Origin of the sequence: Hydrogenophaga intermedia, assembly GCF_023715105.1 — a bacterium.
Classification (GTDB): domain Bacteria; phylum Pseudomonadota; class Gammaproteobacteria; order Burkholderiales; family Burkholderiaceae_C; genus Hydrogenophaga; species Hydrogenophaga intermedia_A.
In genome coordinates this window covers 83,907-107,212 of sequence record NZ_JAMBNO010000010.1, presented here as the reverse complement: position 1 = coordinate 107,212, position 23,306 = coordinate 83,907, and the positions used below count along the sequence as shown (strand labels likewise).

Genomic DNA, 23,306 nt, shown 5'->3' with positions numbered 1-23,306 from the left:
GCGGGCCACGGCCCCGTCAGCGCCCCGCGCATGCACAACCCGCCCATCTCCTTGCTCCCGCACCACGTTGCCATCGTGATGGATGGCAACGGCCGCTGGGCGCAAAAGCGTTGGCTGCCCCGCGTGGCGGGCCACAAGCAGGGGGTGGACGCGCTGCGCGGTGTGGTGCAGGCCTGCGTCGAGCGTGGCATCCGCGTGCTCACGGTGTTCGCGTTCTCCTCCGAGAACTGGAACCGTCCGGTCGAAGAGGTTTCCGGTCTGATGGACCTGCTGGCGCTGGCCTTGTCGCGCGAGGTGCCCCGTCTGCTCGACAACGGCGTGCGTCTGCACTTCCCGGGCGACCGGTCGCGGCTGTCGAGCAAGCTCGCGCAAAGCCTCGCGGCCGCCGAGCAGGCCACCGCCGCGCAGGACCGCCTGGTGCTCAACGTGTGCTTCAACTACGGTGGGCGCTGGGACATGGCGCAAGCCGCGCGCCGCCTGGCCGAACGCGGCGAACCGATCACCGAAGAAAGCCTCTCGGGCGCCATGGCGCTGGCCCATGTACCCGATCCGGATCTCCTGATCCGCACGGGCGGCGAGCAGCGCATCAGCAACTTCCTGCTGTGGCAGGCCGCCTACAGCGAGCTCGTGTTCACCGATTGCCTGTGGCCCGACTTCGATGCCGCCGAACTCGACAAGGCGTTGAACGAGTTCGCGCGCCGCGAGCGCCGCTTCGGGCAGACCAGCGAGCAGCGCGCGCAAGCCACCGTATCGGCGCTCGGCGCCGATGCTCCGCATGCTTAAGCAGCGGATCATCACCGCGGTGCTGCTGCTCGCGGTGTTTCTGCCCACGCTGATCCTGCCCTCCATCGAGCCGTTTGCGCTGTTCACGTTGGTGCTGATTGCCGCTGCCGGCTGGGAATGGGCGCGTCTCAATGGTTGCGGCCCGCAGCGTGCACTGGCCGCCGGGCTGGCACTGGCTGTGGGCCTGCTGGCGTTCTGGCTGTCGGGCGGGGTTGAGCGCTCCTGGCGTGAGCTCTGGCTTGTCGTTGGCGTGCTGTGGATGATCATGGCCGCGGCGCTGCTCTACCGCGGTGTGGATGCGTATGCGCGCTGGCCACAGATGCTGCGCCTGTGGCTGGGGCTGTTCCTCATCGCCTGCGCATGGCTTGCGCTCGTTCAAGCGCGTTTGCTCGGGCTGGGTTTTCTGCTGTCGGTGCTGTTGCTGGTCTGGGTGGCTGACATCGCCGCCTATTTCGGTGGCAAGCGCTTCGGACGGCGCAAGCTGGCGCCGTCGGTGAGCCCGGGCAAGAGCTGGGAAGGCGCCTTCAGCGGCCTGCTGGGTGTCTTCCTGCTGGCGCTGGCCTGGATCTGGGCCACGCGCCAGGGCTGGAGCGCGCCCGATCACCTCTACGCCTATCTGTGGCACCAGGGCCTCTGGTATGCCGTGCCGGCGCTGCTGGGCCTCGTGGCCATGAGCGTGGCCGGCGATCTGGTCGAATCCCTGGTGAAGCGGGCCGCCGGCGTCAAGGATTCAAGCCAGCTGCTGCCCGGCCACGGGGGTATGCTCGACCGTGTCGATGCGCTGCTGCCCGTGCTGCCGCTGGCCATGATGCTGGTCACCCTCTGAACCATGACCAACGCACCACAAAACATCACCGTGCTGGGGGCCACCGGCTCCATCGGCCAGAACACGCTGGACGTGATCGCGCGCCACCCGGACCAATACCGCGTGTTCGCGCTCACCGCGGCACGTCAGGTCGACGTGCTGTTCGAGCAGTGCCGCCGCCACATGCCGCGCTACGCGGTGATGGTTGATCGCGACAGCGCCGCCGCGTTGCGCCAGCGTGTACGCGAAGCGCGCTTGGCGGTGGAGGTGCTGGAAGGCTCGCAAGCGCTGTGCGCCGTGAGCGAGGCGGCCGAGGTCGACGCCGTCATGGCGGCCATTGTGGGCGCTGCCGGCCTGGCCCCGAGTCTGGCCGCTGCGCGCGCGGGCAAGAAGCTGCTGCTGGCCAACAAGGAGGCGCTGGTGGTGGGTGGCGAATACTTCATCGACGCCGTGGCCGCCGGCGGCGCCACGATGCTGCCCATCGACAGCGAGCACTCGGCGGTTTTCCAGTCACTGCCCGAGGACCCCGCCACCTGGGAGCGCCGCGTTGACAAGATCGTGCTCACCGCTTCCGGCGGGCCTTTTCGCACGCGCGATCCCTCCACGCTGGCGGATGTCACACCCGATCAGGCCTGCGCGCACCCCAACTGGGTGATGGGCCGCAAGATCTCGGTGGACTCTGCGACCATGATGAACAAGGCGCTCGAGGTGATCGAGGCGCGGTACCTGTTCGGCCTTGCGCCCGAACGCATCGAGGTGGTGATCCACCCGCAAAGCGTCATCCATTCCATGGTGCAGTACCGCGACGGCTCGGTGGTGGCGCAACTGGGCACGCCCGACATGCGCGTGCCCATCGCCTACGGCCTGGCCTGGCCTGAGCGCATCGCCTCCGGCGCGGCGCCGCTCGATTTCGCCTCGCTCACCTCGCTGACGTTCGAGCCGGCGGACGCGCGGCGCTTTCCCGGCCTGCCGCTGGCCTGGGCTGCGCTGAAGGCCCCCGCCGGCACCACCGCGGTGCTCAACGCTGCCAACGAAGAGGCCGTGGCCGCTTTTCTCGCAGGCGGCCTGCGCTTTGACCGCATCCACGCGGTCAACGAGGAAACTTTGGACGCGGTGCGGCCGTCCAAACCGGGTTCGCTGGACGATCTGCTGGCCCTGGACGCCCAGGCCCGAGCCACCGCCCGCGAACAGATCGAACGCCTGCGGCGCTGAAATCCCTCAGGCCGGGGCTCTCACGGAACAGGCTGCGCATGCTCACCGTCTTTGCCTTCATCGTCGCGCTCGGGCTGCTGATTGCCATCCACGAATACGGACACTACCGCGTGGCGGTGGCCTGCGGTGTCAAGGTGTTGCGTTTCTCCGTGGGCTTTGGCAAGCCGATCCTGCGCTGGCAGCGACCAGGCAGCCCGACCGAGTTCGTGGTGGGCGCGTTGCCCCTGGGAGGCTATGTGCGCATGCTCGATGAGCGCGAGGCGCCGGTCGATGCCGCGGAGCGCCACCTCGCTTTCAACACCCAGCCGCTGCGCTCGCGCGCCGCCATCGTGGCGGCCGGGCCCGCGGCCAACCTGTTGCTGGCGGTGCTGATCTACGCCGGGCTGAACTGGACAGGCGTGGAGGAGCCTCAGCCTGTGCTGTCGACCCCGGTGGCTTCGTCGCTGGCCGAGCGCGCCGGGCTGCGCGCGGGTGACCGGGTGCTGCGGACTTCGCAGGCGGGTGCAGAAGCCGGGCCAGGCGACGAGGGCGAGCCCGTGGTCTCCTTCGAAGACTTGCGCTGGCGCCTCACGCAATCGGCACTCGACGGGCGCGATCTGGTGCTCTGGGTCGCCGCCCAGCCCGACGGTGTGGCCCAGCCGCGCCTGCTCCCGCTGTCGACGCTGGACGTGCGTGAAGCCGACGCCAGCCTGTTTCGCCGCATCGGCATCACCTCGCCGTACACGGCGCCGCGCGTGGGGCAGGTGCTCGACGGCGGTGCGGCGCAGGCTGCCGGCCTGCGCGAGGGTGACCTCGTGCAGCGCATCGACGGTCTCGACGTGCGCGATGGCCAGGCGCTTCGCGAGCGCATCCGGGCCGCCGTCGGGCCGGCGGGGCAGGCCGTCACCCAGCGTTGGGAGATCGAGCGGGAGGGACGTTCCCTCTCGGTCGAGGTCACCCCACGCGCGGAGCAGCGCGATGGGCAGTGGATTGCGCGCGTGGAGGCCTATGTGGGCGATGCGCCGGCCATGACCACGGTTCGCCACGGCCCGATCGATGGCATGTGGCGCGGTGTGGTGAAGACCTGGGAGGTGTCGTGGCTCACCCTCAAGATGATGGGGCGCATGCTGATCGGCGAAGCATCCCTGAGCAACCTCAGCGGCCCGCTCACGATCGCGGACTACGCCGGCAAGTCGGCCAGCCTGGGCATCACGTCCTACCTGCTGTTTCTGGCCCTCATCAGCGTGAGCCTGGGTGTGCTCAACCTGCTGCCGCTGCCCGTCCTCGATGGGGGGCACCTGATGTATTATCTTTGGGAGGCACTCACCGGACGCAGCGTGTCTGAGGTCTGGTTGGAGCGCCTGCAGCGTGGTGGTGTCGTGGTGCTCATGGCGCTGATGTCCGTCGCCCTGTTCAACGATATCGCCCGCCTCGCCGGCTGATCAAATCCTTCGCATGAAAAAACAGAAACAAGGTCTTCGCGGCCTCGGTGTGTCCGCGCTCGCGATGGCCCTGCTTGCCGCCCTGCCGGCATGGGCGGTCGATCCCTTCACCTTGCGCGACATCCGTGTCGAGGGTTTGCAGCGCGTCGAACCCGGTACGGTTTTCGCCTCGCTGCCGTTTCGCATCGGCGACCGCTACGACGACGACAAGGGCAGTGCGGCCATCCGCTCGCTGTTCGGTCTTGGTCTGTTCAGCGACGTGCGCCTCCAGATCAACGGCGACGTGCTGGTGGTCATCGTCGAGGAGCGACCCAATGTGGCCGGCGTGAGCTTCTCGGGCATCCAGGAGTTCAGCGAGGACGTGCTGCGCAATGTGCTGCGCGACATCGGGCTGACCGAGGGTCGCCCCTTCGACAAGGCGCTGGCCGATCGCGCCGAACAGGAACTCAAGCGCCAGTACATCAACCGCAGCTACTACGCGGCCGAGGTGGTGACCACCGTCACACCCAGCGAGCGCAACCGGGTCAACCTGAACTTCAGCGTGACCGAGGGCGAAATCGCCAAGATCACCGAAATCCGCATCGTCGGCAATCAGGCCTTCTCCGAATCCACGCTGCGCGACCTCTTCGAGCTGGACACCGGCGGCTGGCTGAGCTGGTACACCAAGAGCGATCGCTATTCGCGCGCGAAACTCAACGCCGACATCGAGACCCTGCGCTCGTACTACCTGACGCGCGGCTTCATCGATTTTCGTGTCGACTCCACGCAAGTGGCGATCTCGCCCGACAAGCAGAGCATGTCGGTCACGATCAACATCACCGAAGGCGACCGCTACGTGGTGTCGTCGGTGGCGCTGCAGGGCGACTACCTGGGCCGCGAGAGCGAGTTCAAGACCCTGGTCACGCTTGTGCCGGGCGAGGCCTACAACGTCGAGGACGTCAACAACACGGTCAAGGCGTTCACCGAGTACTTCGGCGCCTTCGGCTACGCCTTCGCGCAGGTGGAAGCGGTACCCAACATCGACCGCAGCACCAAGCGTGTGGCCTTCACGCTGCGTGCGGTGCCTCAACGCCGGGTGTATGTGCGCCGTATCCAGATCGAGGGCAACAACCGCACGCGCGACGAAGTGATCCGGCGCGAGTTCCGCCAGTTCGAATCGTCGTGGTACGACAGCGACCGCATCAGCCTCTCGCGCGACCGGGTGGACCGGCTTGGCTTCTTCACCGAAGTCAACCTGCAGACCGAGCCCGTGCCGGGCTCCCCCGATCAGGTCGACCTCGTGGTTCGCGTCACCGAGAAGCCCACCGGCAACCTCACGCTGGGTGCCGGCTATTCGCAGGACGAGAAGCTGTCGATCATCGCCGGCATCCGCCAGGAGAACGTGTTCGGCTCGGGCAACTACCTGGGCCTGGACATCAACACCAGCAAATTCAACCGCCAGATCGTGCTCAGCACGACCGACCCGTACTTCACGCCCGACGGTGTTTCGCGCAGTTTCGACGCTTACTACCGCACACGGCGCCCGTACGACAACCAGTTCGAGGGCGACTACCGCCTCATCACCAAGGGCGTTGGCATCCGTTTCGGCGTGCCGTTCACCGAACTGGACACGGTGTTTTTCGGGGTGGGTGTCGAGCAGACCACGATCGAACCCGGCGCCAACCTGCCCAAGGTGTACGAGGACTACCGCAACACGTTTGGCGAAAGCAGCAACACGCTGCCGCTGACCATCGGCTGGACCCGCGACAGCCGCGACAGCGCCCTTGTCCCCACGCGTGGGCGGCTGATGCGCGCCAACGGCGAGGTCAGCCTTTCGGGAGATGCGCGCTACGCCAAGACGAACCTGCAGTTCCAGCAGTACCTGCCGCTGACGCACCAGTACACGCTGGCCTTCAACGCGGAACTCGGCTACGGCAAAGGGCTCAACGGGAAGCCGTACCCGGTGTTCAAGAACTTCTTCGGTGGCGGCCTGGGCTCCGTGCGCGGCTTCGAGGGCGGAACCCTCGGGCCTACATCCCCGGTGCTCAATGCCAGCAACAACGCGGTCATCAACATCGGGGGCAACCGTTCGATCGCGCTCAATGCCGAGTTCATCACACCGTTTCCGGGTGCCGGCAACGACCGTTCGCTTCGCATGTTTGGCTTTCTCGACGTCGGCAACGTCTTCGGCGAGAACGACACGCGCCCCAACGCCAAAGACATGCGTGCCTCGGTCGGCATCGGCGTGAGTTGGCTCTCGCCGATCGGCCCTTTGCGCATCGCCTTTGCCAACCCCATTCGGGAATTCCCGGGGGATAGAATCCAGAAATTCCAGTTTCAGATCGGAACCTCGTTTTGATGAAGATCTCGAGCCACCTGTTCGTGCGCCGCTTTGCCGTCGCGGCAGCCCTGGCGTTCACCATGGTGGGCGCCATCGCCCAGGACACCAAGATCGGCGCTGTCAACGTCGAACGCATCCTGCGCGACTCCAACACCGCCAAGGCGGTTTCCACCAAGCTGGAGCAGGAGTTTTCCAAACGTGAACGCGATCTGCGCGGCTCGGCCGATCAACTGCGTCAGGCCTTCGAGCGCTTCGAGCGCGAAAGCCCCACCTTGCCGGAAGCCCAGCGCACCGCCCGTCAGCGCCAGCTCGTCGAGCAGGAGCGTGACCTGCAACGGCGTCAGCGGGATTTCCAGGAAGAGCTGAACCTGCGCCGCAACGAGGCGCTGCAGCAGGTCATCGAGAAGCTCAACCGCGTGATCCGCACGATCGCCGAAGCCGAGAAGTTCGACCTGATCGTGCAAGAGGCCTATTACGTCAGCCCCCGGGTGGACATCACCGAGCGCGTGATGAGCCAGCTCGACAGCAGCAAGTAAGCCTTGCCGTGGCCACTGCGCTGGGCGTCATCGTCGAGGCCCTCGGCGGCCAACTGATCGGCGACGCCGCGCTTTCCATCGAACGACCCGCACCCCTGGCCACCGCCGGGCCTCGGGACGTCGCATTCGTGGCCCAGGCGCGTTACGCGGCGCAGATCGCCAGCACGCAGGCTGGCGCGCTCATCGTGCCCCCCGCCTTGCAGGCGCAGGCCGCAGCGCGGGGTGCCTGCATCGTCACCGACGATCCCTACCTCTATTTCGCGCGCCTCACACAGTGGTGGCGCGCACGACACGACCCCCTGCCGCCGGCACGCATCCATCCCGCTGCCGTGGTCGATCCAACGGCCGTCATCGGCGAGGGCGTGGACATCGCGCCGTTCGCGGTGATCGAGGCTGGTGCGCGCATTGGCAACGGCGCGCGCATCGGCGCGCACAGCGTGGTGGCGCAAGGCGCCACGGTGGGAGAGGGCAGCCGCCTGTACCCGCGTGTCACGCTCGGCGCCGCTTGCCACGTGGGGGCTCGCTGCATCCTGCACAGCGGCGTGGTGATCGGTGCGGACGGCTTCGGCTTTGCGCCCCACCAGGGGCAGTGGACCAAGATCGAACAACTTGGCGCGGTGCGCATCGGCAACGATGTGGAGATCGGCGCCAACACCTGCGTCGACCGCGGCGCGCTGGACGACACCGTCATCGAGGATGGCGTCAAGCTCGACAACCTGATCCAGATCGGCCACAACGTGCGCGTGGGCGCGCACACGGCCATGGCCGGCTGCGTGGGTGTGGCCGGCAGTGCCGACATCGGCGCGCACTGCACCATCGGCGGTGGTGCGGTGGTGCTGGGGCACTTGAAGCTGGCCGATGGCGTGCATGTCTCGGCGGCGTCGGTGGTCACGCGTTCCATCCTGCAGCCTGGCCACTACACCGGCATGTTTCCCATCGACGACAATGCGAGCTGGGAAAAGAATGCTGCCTCGCTCAAGCAGCTCAACCGCCTGCGTGAACGGCTCAAGGCCGTGGAACAAGCCCTCGCGCAGGCCCAGCCGAAACCGGACGACGCCTGATGGACATCCACCAGATCCTCAAACTTCTGCCCCACCGCTACCCTATCCTGCTGGTCGACCGCGTGCTGTCGATCGAGAAGGGCAAGCGCATCCAGGCGCTCAAGAACGTCACCATCAACGAGCCGTTCTTCACCGGCCACTTCCCGCACCGCCCGGTGATGCCGGGTGTGCTGATGCTCGAAGCCATGGCCCAGGCCGCGGCACTGCTCACCTTCGACACGCTGGGCGTCGCACCCGACGACAAGACGGTCTACTACTTTGCAGGCATCGACGGGGCGCGCTTCAAGCGACCGGTGGAGCCGGGCGACCAGCTCGTGATGGACGTGACGCTGGAGCGCGCCAAGGCCGGCATCTACAAGTTCAAGGGCACCACGCGCGTGGGCGATGAGGTGGCCTGCGAGGCCGAGCTCATGTGCACCATGCGCACCATCGCTTGATGCCCGGGGGTGCGGGCATGACGCGTATCCACCCCACCGCGATCGTCGATCCCGCGGCCCAGCTCGACAGCACGGTCGAGGTGGGTCCGTATTCGGTGATCGGCCCGCACGTGAAGATCGGTGCCGGCACGACCATCGGTGCGCACTGCGTGATCGAGGGCCACACCACCATCGGGCGTGACAACCGCATCTTCCAGTTCAACTCGCTGGGCGCCATTCCCCAGGACAAGAAGTACGCGGGCGAACCCTGCGAGCTGGTCATTGGCGATCGCAATACCATCCGCGAGTTCTGCACCTTCAACATCGGCTCGCCCGGTGACAAGGGTGTCACGAAGGTCGGTGACGACAACTGGATCATGGCCTACGTGCACCTCGCGCACGACGTGCAGGTGGGCAACAAGACCATCTTCGCGAACAACTCGCAACTCGCGGGCCACGTCGAAGTGGGTGACTGGGTCATCCTCGGTGGATTCACCGTGGTGCACCAGTTCGTGCGCATCGGCGCACACGCCATGACAGCCATGTGCTCGCTGCTGTTTGCCGACGTGCCGCCCTTCGTGATGACGCAGGGTCAGCCGGCCGCAGCACGCTCCATGAACTTCGAAGGCCTGCGCCGCCGTGGCTATTCGCCCGAGCGCATCTCGGCCGTGAAGGCCATGCACAAGTCGCTGTACCGCGAAGACCTCACGCTCGAGCAAGCCATGGGCCGCATCGACCGGCTCCGGCTGGACAAGCCCGAGGCCGCCGAGGACGTGGACATGATGCTTGGTTTCCTGCGCGGCGTGTCGGCGCAGCGCGGCATCGTTCGCTGAGGCCGCGCATGGCACAGCCGTTGCGCCTGGGCCTGGTGGCGGGTGAAGCGTCGGGCGATCTGCTCGCGGGCCTGCTGCTCGGCGGCCTGCGCCAGCGCTGGCCCGACCTTCAATCGGTCGGCATCGGTGGCTCGCACATGGCGGCACAGGGCTTTGAGGCCTGGTGGCCCAGCGACAAGCTGGCCGTGCGTGGCTACATCGAGGTGCTGCGCCACTACCGCGAGATCGTGGGCATTCGCACGCAGTTGCAGCAGCGCTTGCTGCATGGCGAGCGTCCGGCGGCTTTCATCGGCGTGGATGCACCCGACTTCAACCTCGACCTGGAGGCTGCGCTCAAGGCCGCGGGCGTGCGCACCGTGCACTTCGTCTGTCCCTCCATCTGGGCCTGGCGGCCCGAGCGCATCGACAAGATCCGCGCCAGTGCCGATCACGTGCTGTGCATCTTCCCCTTCGAGCCAGCCATGCTGGCCGAACACGGCATCGCCGCCACCTACGTCGGGCATCCGCTGGCCAATGTCATCCCCCTGGCGCCGGATCGCGCGGCCGCACGCCGCGCGCTGGGCCTGGACGACAGCGCCACGGTGGTGGCCGTGCTGCCCGGCAGCCGCGCGTCCGAGGTGCAGTACCTCGGGCGGCGATTCCTCGACGCCGTGGCCGTGCTGCACCGTGAGCGTCCTTCCCTCCGGTTTGTATTGCCTGCGGTGCCCGCCCTGCGCGAGCGCATCGAGGCGCTTGCCCGAGAGGCCGGTGTGGCCGACGCCGTGCAGATCGTGCACGGCCAGTCGCATACCGTGCTGGCGGCCTGCGACGTCACCCTCATCGCCAGTGGCACCGCCACGCTGGAGGCGGCGCTGTTCAAGCGCCCGATGGTGATTGCCTACAACATGAACTGGATCTCCTGGCAGATCATGCGGCGCAAACGCCTGCAGCCCTGGGTGGGCTTGCCCAACATCCTGTGTGGCGAGTTCGTGGTCCCCGAGTTGCTGCAGGGCGAGGCCAACCCCCAGGCACTGGCGCGTGCCGTGCTGGAATGGCTGGACGCACCCGCGCGGGTGCAGGCCCTGCAGGAGCGCTTCACACAACTGCACCACACCTTGCGGCGCGACACCGCGCAGCTGGCCACCGATGCGATCGAAACGCTTCTTGCGCGCTGAGCAGGCCACGCTGGTGTGGGACGCGCCCGGCCTGGTGGCTGGCGTGGACGAGGCTGGCCGTGGTCCGTTGGCCGGGCCGGTGGTGGCGGCGGCGGTCATCCTCGACGAGCTCAACCCGATCAAGGGGCTGGCCGATTCCAAGCAACTGAGCGCTGCCCGCCGTGCCGCGCTGTACGACGAAATCCGCGCCAAGGCGTTGTGCTGCAGCGTGGCCGAGGCGAGCGTGCAGGAGATCGACACGCTCAACATCCTGCAGGCCACGATGCTGGCCATGCGCCGTGCGGTGCAGGGCCTGCGGCTCAAGCCGACCAAGGTGCTGGTGGATGGCAATCGCCTGCCGCCGCTGGATGTGCTGGCCGAGGCCATCGTGCAAGGCGACGCCAAGGTGCAGGCGATCTCCGCCGCGTCGATCCTTGCCAAGGTCACGCGTGATCGCATGCTCGAGGCCCTGCATGCGCAGCACCCGCAATACGGCTTCGACCGCCACAAGGGCTACGGCACCGCGCAGCACCTGGCCGCGCTGCGCGAGCACGGCCCGCTGCCAGTACACCGGCGCTCCTTCGCGCCCGTGGCCGAGGCGGTGCGGGAGCACGCATGACGCCGCAGGACATCGCCTCGCGCGACAACCCGCTGGTCAAGCAACTCCGCGCGCTGGCACACGGCAACACGGCCTATCGCGAACAGGGCAGGGTCTGGCTCGATGGCGACCACCTGGTGCGAGCGCTGCTGGCACGCGGTGGCCGCCCCGCGCTCGGTGTGTTCACGCACCGGGGGTGGGCAGAGGCCGACGATGCATTGCAAGGCGCAGCCGAGCGCAACGTGCGCGTGCCTGACGCGATCATGGCGGGCATCAGCGCGCTTGAATCGCCGCCGCGCATGGGCTTCGTGTGGGCCTTGCCCGCCGCACCGGCGCTGCAGACCGAGACGGCCACAGTGATCCTCGACCGGCTGCAGGATGCCGGCAATGTCGGCTCCATCCTGCGCAGCGCTGCGGCGCTGGGTTTTGCGCAGGTGCTGGCCCTCAGGGGCACGGCCGCACTGTGGTCGCCCAAGGTGCTGCGGGCCGGCATGGGGGCGCACTTCGGTCTGCATCTCGTGGAGGGTCTGGACGTGTCCGCGCTGCAGGCCCTGCAGATGCCGCTGCTGGTGACCAGCTCGCACCAGGGCGAGTGGCTGCATAGGGCGGTGCTCCCCTGGCCCTGTGCCTGGGTGATGGGGCACGAAGGGCAGGGCGCGAGCGAGGAACTGATGCAGCGCGCAAGCACCTTCGTGCGCATTGCGCAGCCCGGTGGCGAGGAGTCGCTCAACGTGGCGGCCGCCGCGGCGATCTGCCTGCATGCAAGCGCCATCTCGCGGCTATAATTCCGCGGTTTATCTGCAATCGGCGCAAGCCCCGCGCGCCCCGGCTCCACACCCCAGGTTTTCCCCGCACTCAGGCCCCTTCACGGCGGAGTGCACGGCAAGCCTGCGCGGCACCCGCCGCCGGCGCGCGAAGGCCAGCCGCCCCCATTTCTGGAGATCCCCGTGCTGCCCGTCCACCCGAAAGCCCTTCTCGCGCTCGCTGACGGTACGGTGTTTGAAGGTGTCTCCATTGGAGCCGTGGGCCAGACCACTGGCGAGGTGGTGTTCAACACCTCCCTCACCGGCTACCAGGAAATCCTCACCGACCCGAGCTACTGCCGCCAGATCGTCACGCTGACGTATCCGCACATCGGCAACACCGGCGCCAACCGCGAAGACGTGGAAGCCACGCGCATCCACGCCGCCGGTCTCGTCATCAAGGACCTGCCCCTGCTGGCGTCCAATTTCCGCAGCGAGGAAACGCTTTCGCAGAACCTGCAGCGCGAGAACACCGTTGCCATCGCCGATCTCGACACCCGCGCGCTCACGCGCCGCCTGCGCACCCACGGCGCACAGAACGGCTGCATCGTGGCGCTGCCCGCCGGCCAGGGCATCACCGACGCCCACCGCCAGCAGGCGCTGGCCGCCGCCAAGGCCGCGCCCAGCATGGCCGGGCTTGATCTGGCCAAGGTGGTGTCGGTCGATCAGCCGTACGAATGGTCCGAGACCGAATGGGTGCTGGGGCATGGCTATGGCCGCCAGGAATCGCCGCAGTTCCACGTGGTGGCCTACGACTTCGGCGTCAAGCGCAACATCCTGCGCATGTTGGCCTCGCGCGGTTGCCGCATCACCGTGGTGCCGGCGCAGACGCCCGCGGCCGAGGTGTTCAAGCTGCAGCCCGACGGCGTTTTCCTCTCCAACGGCCCCGGTGACCCGGAGCCCTGCGACTACGCCATCGCCGCCACGCGCGAACTCATCGAATCGGGCCTGCCCACGTTCGGCATCTGCCTGGGCCACCAGATCATGGCGCTGGCCAGCGGTGCGAAGACCTTCAAGATGAAGTTTGGCCACCACGGCGCCAACCACCCGGTGAAGGATCTCGACAACGGCCGCGTGTCCATCACCAGCCAGAACCATGGCTTCGCGGTGGACGAAAAGAACCTGCCGGCGAACTTGCGCGCCACGCACGTGAGCCTGTTCGACGGCACGCTGCAGGGCCTGGCCCGCACCGACAAGCCCGCGTTCTGCTTCCAGGGCCACCCGGAGGCCTCGCCTGGCCCGCACGACATCGGCTACCTGTTCGACCGCTTCGTTGCGCTCATGAAAGCGCGCAACGCCGTCGCGGCCTGAAAGGCGCACGCATGAAGCTCTTCAGTTTCCCGGTCGCAGCCATCGAGAAGGCGATAGCCAAGCGCCAGCTCACGCTGGCCTCGCCGCACAAGGAATGGTTTGCGCAGCGCTGGACGCAAAAGCCCTACCGCAAGGCCTTTCTCGACCAGAAGGCCGTGCCGCTGGTAACGCTGCTGGCCAAGTGCAAGACCTGGGACGAAGAAACCTTCAACACCGAGCTGGCCGCGTGGGACGCGCGTTTTCACGAAACCGAGGCTGAGGTGCTGCGCCCCCTGATCCAGGGAGACGGGCTGCTGCAACTGGTGCAGAAGGCCATTCCCCCCGAGCGCGCCGAAGCACTGCTCAACAAATTGAATCAACGCGCCGACTGAACCCGGCGAGCGACACAAGATGCCCAAGAGAACAGACATCCAGACCGTGCTGATCATCGGCGCGGGCCCCATCATCATCGGCCAGGCCTGCGAGTTCGATTACTCCGGCGTGCAGGCCTGCAAGGCCCTGCGCGAAGAGGGCTACCGCGTGGTGCTGATCAACAGCAACCCCGCGACGATCATGACCGACCCGGCCACCGCCGACGTCACCTACATCGAGCCCATCACCTGGCAGACGGTCGAGAAGATCATCGCCAAGGAACGCCCCAAGACGGCCGGCGGCTTCGCCATCCTGCCCACCATGGGCGGCCAGACGGCGCTCAACTGCGCGCTGGATCTCTGGCGCCACGGCGTGCTGGCCAAGTACGGCGTCGAACTCATCGGCGCCACGCCCGAGGCCATCGACAAGGCCGAGGACCGACTGAAGTTCAAGGACGCGATGACCCGCATCGGCCTGGGCTCGGCGCGCTCGGGCATCGCCCACACGCTGGAGGAAGCCTGGGCGGTGCAGAAGACCGTCGGCTTTCCGGTCGTGATCCGCCCGAGCTTCACGCTGGGCGGCACCGGGGGCGGCATCGCCTACAACCCCGAGGAGTTCGAAACCATCTGCAAGCGCGGCATCGAGGCCTCGCCCACCAACGAGCTGTTGATCGAAGAATCGCTGCTCGGCTGGAAGGAATACGAGATGGAGGTCGTGCGCGACAAAGCCGACAACTGCATCATTGTCTGCTCCATCGAGAACCTCGACCCCATGGGCGTGCACACCGGCGATTCGATCACCGTGGCCCCCGCGCAGACGCTGACCGACAAGGAATACCAGATCCTGCGCAACGCCTCGCTGGCCGTGCTGCGCGAGATCGGCGTCGACACCGGCGGCTCCAACGTGCAGTTCTCCATCAACCCGAAAGACGGTCGCATGATCGTCATCGAGATGAACCCGCGCGTGTCGCGTTCCTCGGCGCTGGCCTCCAAGGCCACGGGTTTCCCGATCGCCAAGGTCGCAGCCAAGCTGGCCGTGGGCTACACGCTCGACGAACTGCGCAACGAGATCACGGGCGGCGCCACGCCCGCGAGCTTCGAGCCCTCGATCGACTACGTGGTCACCAAGATTCCGCGCTTCGCGTTCGAGAAGTTCAAGGACGCCAACGACCGCCTGACCACGCAGATGAAGAGCGTGGGCGAGGTGATGGCCATGGGCCGCACCTTCCAGGAAAGCTTCCAGAAGGCCTTGCGCGGCCTGGAGGTCGGTGTTGATGGCATGAACGAGAAGACGCAGGACCGCGAAACGCTCGAGAAGGAACTCGGCGAGCCCGGCCCCGAGCGCATCTGGTACGTGGGCGACGCGTTCGCGGCCGGCTGGACGCTCGACGAGGTGCACCAATTCACCAAGATCGACAAGTGGTTCCTGGTGCAGATCGAAGAGATCGTGAAGCTCGAACTCGCGATGGACGCGCTGACCGCGCAAAAGGGCGACGGCGCTCTCGCCTCGCTGGACGCCACCACGCTGCGTGGCCTGAAGAAGAAGGGCTTCTCCGACCGTCGCCTGGCCAAGCTGCTCAAGACCAACGAGCTCACCGTGCGCGCGCGTCGCAAGGAGCTCGGCGTGCGCCCGGTCTACAAACGCGTGGACACCTGCGCCGCCGAGTTCGCCACCAACACGGCCTACATGTACTCCACGTACGAAGGGCACGGCAGCGCCGAATGCGAGGCTGAGCCCAGCGGCAAGCGCAAGATCATGGTGCTGGGTGGCGGCCCCAACCGCATCGGACAGGGCATCGAGTTCGACTACTGCTGCGTGCACGCGGCACTCGCCATGCGCGAGGACGGGTACGAGACCATCATGGTCAACTGCAACCCCGAGACCGTCTCGACCGACTACGACACCAGCGACCGCCTGTACTTCGAGCCGCTCACGCTGGAAGACGTGCTCGAGATCGTCGACAAGGAAAAACCCGAGGGCGTGATCGTGCAGTACGGCGGCCAGACGCCGCTCAAGCTCGCACTGGGCCTGGAGGCCGCGGGCGTGCCCATCATCGGCACCAGCCCCGACATGATCGACGCCGCGGAAGACCGCGAGCGCTTCCAGAAGCTGCTGAACGATCTGAATCTGCGCCAGCCGCCCAACGCCACCGCGCGCACCGAGACCGAGGCGCTGGAGAAAGCCGCCGCCCTGGGCTACCCGCTGGTGGTGCGCCCGAGCTACGTGCTGGGCGGCCGCGCCATGGAGATCGTGCACGAGCAGCGCGACCTGGAGCGCTACATGCGCGAGGCTGTGAAGGTCAGCAACGATTCGCCCGTGCTGCTCGACCGCTTCCTCAACGACGCCATCGAGTGCGACGTCGACGCCGTGCGCGACGCCACCGGCCGCGTGTTCATCGGCGGCGTGATGGAGCACATCGAACAAGCGGGCGTGCACAGCGGCGATTCGGCCTGCTCGCTGCCGCCGTACTACCTGAGCAAGGCCACGGTCGATGAACTCAAGCGCCAGACCGCCGCCATGGCCCAGGGCCTGAACGTCGTTGGTCTCATGAACGTGCAGTTCGCGATCCAGGAGGTCGATGGCCAGGACGTGATCTACGTGCTCGAAGTGAACCCGCGCGCCTCGCGCACGGTGCCCTTCGTGTCCAAGGCCACGGGCATCCAGCTGGCCAAGGTGGCCGCGCGCTGCATGGCCGGGCGCTCGCTGGACGCGCAAGGCATCGGCGCCGAGGTGGAGCCGCCTTACTTCAGCGTCAAGGAAGCCGTGTTCCCGTTCGTCAAGTTCCCCGGTGTGGATACCATCCTCGGCCCCGAGATGAAATCCACCGGCGAGGTGATGGGCGTGGGCAAGACCTTCGGCGAGGCCTTCGTGAAGAGCCAGATCGGCGCCGGGACCAAACTGCCCAGCGCCGGCAAGGTGTTCCTCACGGTGAAGAACAGCGACAAGCCGCGTGCCGTCGAGGTGGCGCGCCAACTCATCGCGCAGGGCTTCGAGCTCATCGCCACGCGCGGCACGGCAGCGGCCATCGAGGCCGCAGGCCTGGCGGTGCAGCAGGTCAACAAGGTCACCGAAGGCCGCCCCCACATCGTGGACATGATCAAGAACGGCGACATCTCCCTGGTCATCAACACGGTGGAAGAGCGCCGCAACGCCATCGCCGACTCGCGCGCCATCCGCACCTCGGCCCTGCTCGCGCGCGTGACCACCTTCACCACCATCGCGGGCGCGGAAGCGGCTGTGGAGGGCATGAAGCACGTCAACACCCTGGACGTGATCTCGGTGCAGGAGATGCACGCCCAGCTCGCCGCCTGAAACCCGATCGGGGCATAATGCCCCCAGACACCGCCGCGCGGCAACGCCCGGCGGTTTGCTTTTGTGCTGCCGCCAGCGGTGCGGCAATCAAGGAGTCAAGCCATGGCCACCATTCCCATCACCAAGCGCGGTGCCGAAAAGCTCAAGGAAGAGCTGCACCGCTTGAAGACCGTGGACCGCCCGGCGGTGATCAACGCCATTGCCGAAGCGCGTGCGCAGGGCGACCTGAGCGAGAACGCCGAGTACGACGCCGCCAAGGACCGGCAGGGCTTCATCGAGGGCCGCATCGCCGAGATCGAAGGCAAGCTCTCGGCCGCCCAGATCATCGACCCGTCGGTGCTGGACGCGGGTGGCAAGGTGGTGTTCGGCGCCACCGTGGAGCTGGAGGACGAAGACAGCGGCGCCGCTGTGACCTACCAGATCGTCGGCGAAGACGAGGCCGATCTGAAGCAGGGCCTCATCAACATCAGCAGCCCGATTGCGCGAGCGCTCATCGGCAAGGAAGAGGGCGACACTGCCGAGGTGCAGGCCCCGGGCGGCACGCGCCGCTACGAGATCGTGGCCGTGCGCTACGCCTGACGAACCCTTGGCGTAGCACCATGCGGTTCCAGCGCCAGGCCCTGCTGCTCGCCGCCCTGTGGTGGGGCGGCATCACGGCCCTGAGCTTCCTGGCCGTGCCCACGCTGTTCGCCACGCTGGGCAACCCCGCCGTTGCCGGCCCCGTGGCCGCCAAGCTGTTTTCCCTGCAGTGCCAGGCCGGCCTTGTGATCGGCGTTGTGCTGCTGGCGCTGGTGCGCCAGGGCGGGCCGAGCCCTTCGTCCTACCCTTTGATCGGCCTCATCTGCGCCGCCATGGCCATGGCGCTGCTGCAGGAATTCGCCGTCGCGCAGAAGATCGTCACCGCCCGCGCCAGTGGCGGCAACCTGAAGCTCTGGCACGGCGTGGGCAGCGCGCTGGTGTTGGGGCAGTGGCTTTGCAGCGGGGCTCTGCTGTGGTGGTTGAGCAGACCCGCGGCTGTCTCCGCCCCGACGGGGGGCAGTACCACCGCTCACTAGGTGGGAACTGCCAATTCTGTCTCCGGGTTGGCGGTCATGGATCTTCGGTCTTAACGGGTTGACCTGTTGGATGGGGTTGAAGTTTGAAAGCCCGATGGGTGTCAACCTCAAATTGCCACGATCAAGGGGTAGTCGAACCTCTCGGGTATGGGCTGTAGCTCGGTGGCATCGATCGATTGCACTTCCAGCAATTTTCTGGCCACATCCCGCGCGATTTCCAATGTCTCTAGAACAGAGTGGCCCATAGCTAACAGCCCCTGTACGTCCCTGCTTGTCGCCAGGTACAGGTCACCAGGAAGTTTCTCGATTTGCAGTTGAATCACGTGCTCCATGCGTGTCGGCACTCGGTAACTGTAGACCTACCCACGCAGCAGATTGCGCATGAGATCACAGATTGTGATCTCATGGACACACGCTGGCGCCGCGTGTTGTAAGGCTTGATAAGCATGCTACGGGCTTAGCCTCTAGCACCTGCAAAAACGCCGGGTGTCGTGCTTCGATTTGGTTGGTTTGGAAACACCTCATCCGCCACGAATGGGCTGCTACGAACAGTGCTCCTGCTTCTCGTCGTGGGTGCGCGTCGCTTTCTGCTATCGCGACTCTTGCCTCGGTTTTGGCTTTCTCTTCATTTGAGGCGTGCCACGGTCAGGCTTCAAAGGAGGTGCTGGTGCCAGCAAGCGATCGATCGCATCGCGCTTGCGGGCCTTGTTTGCCAAGAAGTCCACAAAGTCAATTACTTCGGTCAACTGCTCAGCCGAAAGCATATTGAGCTTGGATACGAGCCGATTCTCGGCGTCTTGATCCCTGGTCGTTCTCACAAGATGAACCTGTCCGGATTTCGTAGAGGCCGTGTTGACGAGGAAGTATTTCCGTTACCGAGAGTGGGCTGGTGACCTGCCTCGAGGGGGAAGGTCGCGGCCATAGGCGTACGCGCAAATGCGCGAAGGCATTGTCATGGGAGTTCGTCGCCGAGAAAAGTGCCATACCAGGTCAGCGCTGTTCCACACCCGGATTGGCGGGTTTCATCCAACCTTGCGCTTGATTCCTCGGCTCTCAAATCTGCCTGATCCTCCCGCAATAAACGGGCGGCTCGACAGATCGTGAGCAAAGTCATGCGCCTGCGCCGCGCTCCGCCGATTCCAGCGTATTCGCCATCAGCATCGTGATGGTCATGGGCCCGACGCCGCCGGGCACGGGCGTGATCCAGCTGGCCACTTCCTTCACACCGTCGAAGTCCACATCGCCGCAGAGCTTGCCGGCTTCGTTGCGGTTCATGCCGACGTCGATGACCACGGCACCGGGTTTGACCATGTCGGCGGTGAGCACGTTGCGCTTGCCCACGGCGGCCACGATAACGTCAGCCTGGCGTGTGTGGGCGGCGAGATCCTTCGTGCCGCTGTGGCAGATGGTGACGGTGGCGTTGGCCTGCAGCAGCATGAGGGCCATGGGTTTGCCCACGATGTTGCTGCGGCCGATGACGACGGCGTGTTTGCCGCGAAGGTCGTAGCCGATGTGCTCCAGCATCTTCATGCAGCCGTGTGGCGTGCAGGGCCAGAAGCCGGGCAGGCCGGTCATGAGGGCGCCGGCGCTGGCCACGTGGAAGCCGTCCACGTCCTTGGCGGGGGAGATGGCTTCGATGACTTTTTGCGCGTCGATGTGCGCGGGCAGTGGCAACTGCACGAGGATGCCGTGGATGGTGGGGTCGTTGTTGAGGGCGTCCACGCGGGCCAGCAACTCGGGCTCGCTCATGCTGGCCGGCCAGGTCTCCAGCACCGAGTGCATGCCGGTGTCTTCGCAGGCCTTGACCTTGTTTCGCACGTAGACCTGCGAGGCCTGGTTGTCGCCCACCAGGATGACCGCCAGCCCGGGCGTGACGCCGCGCGCCTTGAGGGCCTGCACGCGCGCGGCAACGTCGGCGCGGAGTTGGCGGGAGAGGGCATTGCCGTCGATGAGTTGTGCGGTCATGTCGGGGTCTCGGAAAACGAAACGCCCGCCGAAGTGGCGGGCGCTGGGTGGGGTGGGTGGGTCAGACCTTGGCGGGCGACTGGCCCAGTGCGATCTTGAGCAGGTCGGCGACGGTGTTGGCGCCGAGCTTTTCCATGATGTTTGCGCGGTGCGCCTCGACGGTCTTGATGCTGATGCCCAGGTCGTCGGCGATCTGCTTGTTAAGCCTGCCGGCGACGATGCGTTCGAGCACCTGCGATTCGCGCCCGGTTAGCTTGGCCAGCAGCGCGTCGCGGCTGGCTGCCTGCTGGTGGGTGGCAAAGGCCTCGCGCGCGTGCTCCAGCATGCGCTCCACCAGGGCCAGCAGCTGGTCTTCCTTGAAGGGCTTCTGAATGAAGTCCAGCGCGCCCTTTTTCATGGAGTCCACCGCCATGGGCACGTCACCGTGGCCGGTGATGAAGACGATGGGCAGTGGCGACTGGCGCTCGATCAGCCGGTCCTGCAGTTCCATGCCGGTCATGCCGCCCATGCGGATATCGGCAATCAGGCAGGCCACTTCGCGCGCGTCATAGCGTGAGAGGAAGGCTTCTGCCGATTCGAAGCAGCGGACCCGAAAGTCCTTGCCCTCGAGCAGCCACTGGAGGGAATCTCGCACGGCCTCGTCGTCGTCGACGACGTACACGGTGCCCTTCTTGGGAATCAGGCTCATCTCGCTCTCTCGGTGTCCTTCAGTGGCTCGTTGGCGGCAATGTCCGGCGAGCCCTGGGGTTGCAGACGCGACGTGACGGGGATCCAGAAGCTGAAGCAGCACCCGGTCACATCAGCGCCATTGTAGAGATTCTCAACCCGCATCCGGCCGTGGTGCGACTCGACGATGCTGCGGCACAGCTTCAGACCGATGCCCATGCCTTCGCTCTTGGTGCTGTAGAAGGCCTCGTAGATGCGCTCGATCAGCTCATCAGGCACGCCATTGCCCGAGTCGCGAACCTCGAACTCGACCACGTCCTGGTCGTCGATGCGGCGGGGCGCCACGCGCAGTTCCACGTTGCGCTCGCCCAGCGGCCGGTTGGCCTGGGCGATGGCCTCGCCAGCGTTCTTGAGCAGGTTGATGAGCACCTGCTCGATGAGGATCGGGTCGACCATCAGCATGGGCATGCGCGCCGCCACGTAGGGCGTCAAGCGCACCTGCTGGCGGCGCAGCTCGATGTCGGCCAGCTCGATGGCGTTGTTCACCATCTGCGGCACGTCGGACAGGGTGGGGTTGGGCTCGCTGCGCTTCACGAAGGCGCGGATGCGCTGGATGATCTGGCCGGCGCGTTGGGCCTGGCGCGCGGTCTTGTCGAGCGCGGCGAGCAGCTCCTCGGGCGAGATGCGCTGCTCGTTCAGGCGCGAGATCATGCCGTTGCAATAGTTGCTGATGGCGGTAAGCGGCTGATTGAGCTCGTGCGCCACGCTGGAAGCCATCTCGCCCATGGTGATCAGGCGGCTGGCGGTCTGGGCGCGCTCGGTCTGGCGGGCAGCCTGCTCCTCGGCGTTGCGCCGCGGTGTGATGTCGCTGGCGATCACCATCTGGGCCAGGCGCCCGTCCACCCAGGTGAGGTAGCGCGTGCGCACCTCGAGCCAGCGGTCGAGTTCCTCCACGAACACCTCGGCGTTCTCCACCCCGGCGTCGGGCAGGGTGCCTGTCGGCATGCCGGCAAAAGCGTCCACGGCGTCGCCGTCGTCCGGGCTCGGTTGCGGCTGGTTGCCCGCAAGGTCGACCAGGTGGCGGTGACCCTGCCCACGGGTGCCGAACCACAGCCGGTACATCTTGTTGGCGAACAGCAGTTCGTCGCTGCCCAACGGCGCCACGGACACCGCCGAGTCGAGTGATTCGAGCACGGTGGTGAAGCGCTCGTAGGAGGCCGAGAGTTCCTCGCGGATGCGCTTGGGCTCGGTGATGTCGGTCATCGAGGTCATCCAGCCGGTCTGGTGTCCACGTGGGTCGATCAGCGGCGAGACGTACATGCGGGCGTCGAAGATGGTACCGTTGCGTCGGCGCACGCGCACCTCGAAGCCGCCCGGCGTGGAGCGGCCCTGCAGTTCGTCCTCGAGCCGCGCATGGAGCTGCTCGTGGTCTTCCTCGGGCCAGTAGGGGAAGGGCGCGGTGCGGCCCACCAGCTCGGCCTCGGTCCAGCCCGTCATGGAGCAGAACGCCGGGTTCACGTAGGTGATGCGGCCTTGCATGTCCAGCGCACGCATGCCGGTGAGCATGGAGTTCTCCATGGCGCGGCGGAAGTTGGTCTCGGCCATCAGCGCCTGCTGCGCCTGCACCCGGCGGCGCGTGTGGCGCCAGGTGCCGATCAGCATCCACACCGTGAGCGCCGACAGCGCGCCAATGACCCAGAAGAAGCCCGAGCCCACGATGTCCTGCGAGGTACGGTAACCCTGCGCCTTGAGGATCAGGCCGTTGCCAACCGGCGAGACCGGTACCTCGTGCTCCAGCGACGGGTTGGACCAGGGCAGGAAGGACAGCACCGGTTCGGCGCTTTGCAGGCTGCCGGCGAGCACGTTGCCGCCGTCGTCCAGCAGCGCCACCGCGTAGCGCGCCATGATCTCCGGCGGCATGCCGAAGCGCATGAGCCCGTCGACCGAGTATTCGCCCATCACGGTGCCGGCGAAGCGCCCCTGCTCGGTCAGCGGCACCTGCAGCATCAGCGTGGCGCTGCGCGCGTTCTCGTTGTTCAGCGGGCGCGAATAGATGGGCTGGCGCAGATCGCGCGCGAGGTCGAAGCTGCCATCGGTCTCTGCCGGCGACAAGGCGCTGCCAATGCCGCGCATGAGGGCAACCGGCGCGCTCGGCGAGGCGTAGGTGGCCAGCACGCGGCGGCGGGCGTCGACCCAGGTGATCGCCATCAGCTCGGGGAACTGGCTGACCAGCGTCTCGGCCTGGAACGCGAACTCCTCGGTGTCGATGGCCTGGTTGTCGATCTCGCGCGCCAGGCGCATGAGCTGCTCCTGGCGCTCCAGCAGGCGAAGGCGCAGGCGCTGCTGGGCGTACTCCACATCGCGCGTTACCGCCTCGCGCTCGCGGTCGATCTCCTCAAAGCGCAGATAGGCGATGGCCACCACGATGGCGGAGAGGAACAGCAGCACCGCGAGCAGTGGGCCCAGGGTGGCAAAGCGGTCCTGGCGCGACGGCGGCAGCCGGCGCCACCAGCGCTTCCACCAGGGGGCGGCAGCGGCGGGGCGGGGCGGGGTGGACGGCGCAACCATGAGGGGGAGGAGTCTACGTGACGGCGGTCTCTGGTGCCGGTCGCGCCCCTCTTGTAGTTCACGATATGAAACGTAGAAGCGCATATTGAAATCGCCGACGCTCTGTGAAAGAATCCGCGACAGCACCGGGCAGCCTTCGTAAGCTCGGCATTCACGA

General features: G+C 66.6%; 21 protein-coding genes. 17 read left to right on the top strand and 4 right to left on the bottom strand.

From position 1 onward, the window contains the following. Nucleotides 1-30: 30 nt before the first annotated feature. The 17 genes from uppS to M3149_RS11080 all read left to right on the top strand — a co-directional run bounded on the left by uppS (nucleotide 31) and on the right by M3149_RS11080 (nucleotide 17,950). Entirely contained in the window at nucleotides 31-783 is a 753-nt protein-coding gene (uppS, locus tag M3149_RS11160; RefSeq protein ID WP_251709428.1) for a polyprenyl diphosphate synthase, read from the top strand. Beyond that, nucleotides 776-1,609, top strand: coding sequence for a phosphatidate cytidylyltransferase (locus M3149_RS11155; RefSeq protein WP_251709577.1), 834 nt, complete (start codon nucleotides 776-778; stop codon nucleotides 1,607-1,609). Before uppS ends, M3149_RS11155 begins: the two co-directional genes overlap by 8 nt. A gap of 3 nt (nucleotides 1,610-1,612) precedes the next feature. Continuing rightward, entirely contained in the window at nucleotides 1,613-2,800 is a 1,188-nt protein-coding gene (ispC, locus tag M3149_RS11150) for a 1-deoxy-D-xylulose-5-phosphate reductoisomerase (RefSeq protein WP_251709426.1), read from the top strand. Between the two features lie 38 nt (nucleotides 2,801-2,838). Beyond that, nucleotides 2,839-4,221 carry an RIP metalloprotease RseP gene (rseP, locus tag M3149_RS11145; RefSeq protein ID WP_251709424.1) on the top strand — a complete coding sequence of 461 codons (1,383 nt, stop codon included), beginning with the start codon at nucleotides 2,839-2,841 and terminating at the stop codon, nucleotides 4,219-4,221. 13 nt (nucleotides 4,222-4,234) lie between these two features. Beyond that, nucleotides 4,235-6,559, top strand: a complete 2,325-nt coding sequence (bamA, locus tag M3149_RS11140) for an outer membrane protein assembly factor BamA (protein WP_435370740.1) — start codon at nucleotides 4,235-4,237, stop codon at nucleotides 6,557-6,559. After that, on the top strand, nucleotides 6,559-7,077 hold the full coding sequence (locus M3149_RS11135) for an OmpH family outer membrane protein (protein ID WP_251709422.1): 519 nt from the start codon (nucleotides 6,559-6,561) through the stop codon (nucleotides 7,075-7,077). Before bamA ends, M3149_RS11135 begins: the two co-directional genes overlap by 1 nt. 8 nt (nucleotides 7,078-7,085) lie before the next feature. Further along, on the top strand, nucleotides 7,086-8,138 hold the full coding sequence (lpxD, locus tag M3149_RS11130; protein WP_251709420.1) for a UDP-3-O-(3-hydroxymyristoyl)glucosamine N-acyltransferase: 1,053 nt from the start codon (nucleotides 7,086-7,088) through the stop codon (nucleotides 8,136-8,138). After that, nucleotides 8,135-8,575: a 3-hydroxyacyl-ACP dehydratase FabZ gene (gene fabZ, locus M3149_RS11125; protein WP_251709573.1), complete on the top strand. Its 441-nt coding sequence runs from the start codon at nucleotides 8,135-8,137 to the stop codon at nucleotides 8,573-8,575. The genes lpxD and fabZ overlap by 4 nt, the downstream gene beginning before the upstream one ends. A 17-nt stretch (nucleotides 8,576-8,592) precedes the next feature. Then, on the top strand, nucleotides 8,593-9,387 hold the full coding sequence (gene lpxA / locus M3149_RS11120) for an acyl-ACP--UDP-N-acetylglucosamine O-acyltransferase (protein WP_251709418.1): 795 nt from the start codon (nucleotides 8,593-8,595) through the stop codon (nucleotides 9,385-9,387). Nucleotides 9,388-9,395: 8 nt separating this feature from the next. Then, nucleotides 9,396-10,541: a lipid-A-disaccharide synthase gene (lpxB, locus tag M3149_RS11115; protein ID WP_251709416.1), complete on the top strand. Its 1,146-nt coding sequence runs from the start codon at nucleotides 9,396-9,398 to the stop codon at nucleotides 10,539-10,541. After that, complete coding sequence (gene rnhB / locus M3149_RS11110; RefSeq protein ID WP_251709414.1) at nucleotides 10,513-11,139, top strand: ribonuclease HII; 627 nt, start codon at nucleotides 10,513-10,515, stop codon at nucleotides 11,137-11,139. Before lpxB ends, rnhB begins: the two co-directional genes overlap by 29 nt. Continuing rightward, nucleotides 11,136-11,903: a TrmH family RNA methyltransferase gene (locus M3149_RS11105; protein ID WP_251709412.1), complete on the top strand. Its 768-nt coding sequence runs from the start codon at nucleotides 11,136-11,138 to the stop codon at nucleotides 11,901-11,903. The genes rnhB and M3149_RS11105 overlap by 4 nt, the downstream gene beginning before the upstream one ends. Before the next feature lie 162 nt (nucleotides 11,904-12,065). Further along, complete coding sequence (gene carA, locus M3149_RS11100; protein WP_251709410.1) at nucleotides 12,066-13,232, top strand: glutamine-hydrolyzing carbamoyl-phosphate synthase small subunit; 1,167 nt, start codon at nucleotides 12,066-12,068, stop codon at nucleotides 13,230-13,232. 11 nt (nucleotides 13,233-13,243) lie between these two features. After that, nucleotides 13,244-13,603 (top strand): hypothetical protein, encoded by a 360-nt coding sequence (locus tag M3149_RS11095; RefSeq protein WP_251709408.1) that lies wholly within the window; start codon nucleotides 13,244-13,246, stop codon nucleotides 13,601-13,603. A 19-nt stretch (nucleotides 13,604-13,622) separates the two neighbouring features. After that, nucleotides 13,623-16,895 (top strand): carbamoyl-phosphate synthase large subunit, encoded by a 3,273-nt coding sequence (gene carB / locus M3149_RS11090; protein WP_251709406.1) that lies wholly within the window; start codon nucleotides 13,623-13,625, stop codon nucleotides 16,893-16,895. A gap of 102 nt (nucleotides 16,896-16,997) precedes the next feature. Continuing rightward, complete coding sequence (gene greA, locus M3149_RS11085) at nucleotides 16,998-17,474, top strand: transcription elongation factor GreA (RefSeq protein ID WP_251709405.1); 477 nt, start codon at nucleotides 16,998-17,000, stop codon at nucleotides 17,472-17,474. A gap of 20 nt (nucleotides 17,475-17,494) precedes the next feature. Next, the gene (locus M3149_RS11080) at nucleotides 17,495-17,950 is read left to right on the top strand and encodes a DUF4149 domain-containing protein (RefSeq protein WP_251709403.1); all 456 of its coding nucleotides are present in this window, start codon (nucleotides 17,495-17,497) and stop codon (nucleotides 17,948-17,950) included. 107 nt (nucleotides 17,951-18,057) lie between these two features. Here M3149_RS11080 and M3149_RS11075 read toward each other — a convergent pair whose 3' ends face one another. From M3149_RS11075 to M3149_RS11060, 4 genes are all read right to left on the bottom strand, one after another. Beyond that, entirely contained in the window at nucleotides 18,058-18,282 is a 225-nt protein-coding gene (locus M3149_RS11075) for a hypothetical protein (RefSeq protein ID WP_251709401.1), read from the bottom strand. A gap of 778 nt (nucleotides 18,283-19,060) precedes the next feature. After that, entirely contained in the window at nucleotides 19,061-19,915 is an 855-nt protein-coding gene (folD, locus tag M3149_RS11070) for a bifunctional methylenetetrahydrofolate dehydrogenase/methenyltetrahydrofolate cyclohydrolase FolD (protein ID WP_251709400.1), read from the bottom strand. A 61-nt stretch (nucleotides 19,916-19,976) separates the two neighbouring features. Then, on the bottom strand, nucleotides 19,977-20,603 hold the full coding sequence (locus M3149_RS11065; RefSeq protein WP_251709398.1) for a response regulator transcription factor: 627 nt from the start codon (nucleotides 20,601-20,603) through the stop codon (nucleotides 19,977-19,979). Then, a complete protein-coding gene (locus M3149_RS11060; protein ID WP_251709396.1) occupies nucleotides 20,600-23,149 on the bottom strand; it encodes a PAS domain-containing sensor histidine kinase in 2,550 nt (849 codons plus the stop codon). Before M3149_RS11060 ends, M3149_RS11065 begins: the two co-directional genes overlap by 4 nt. Nucleotides 23,150-23,306 lie beyond the last annotated feature (157 nt).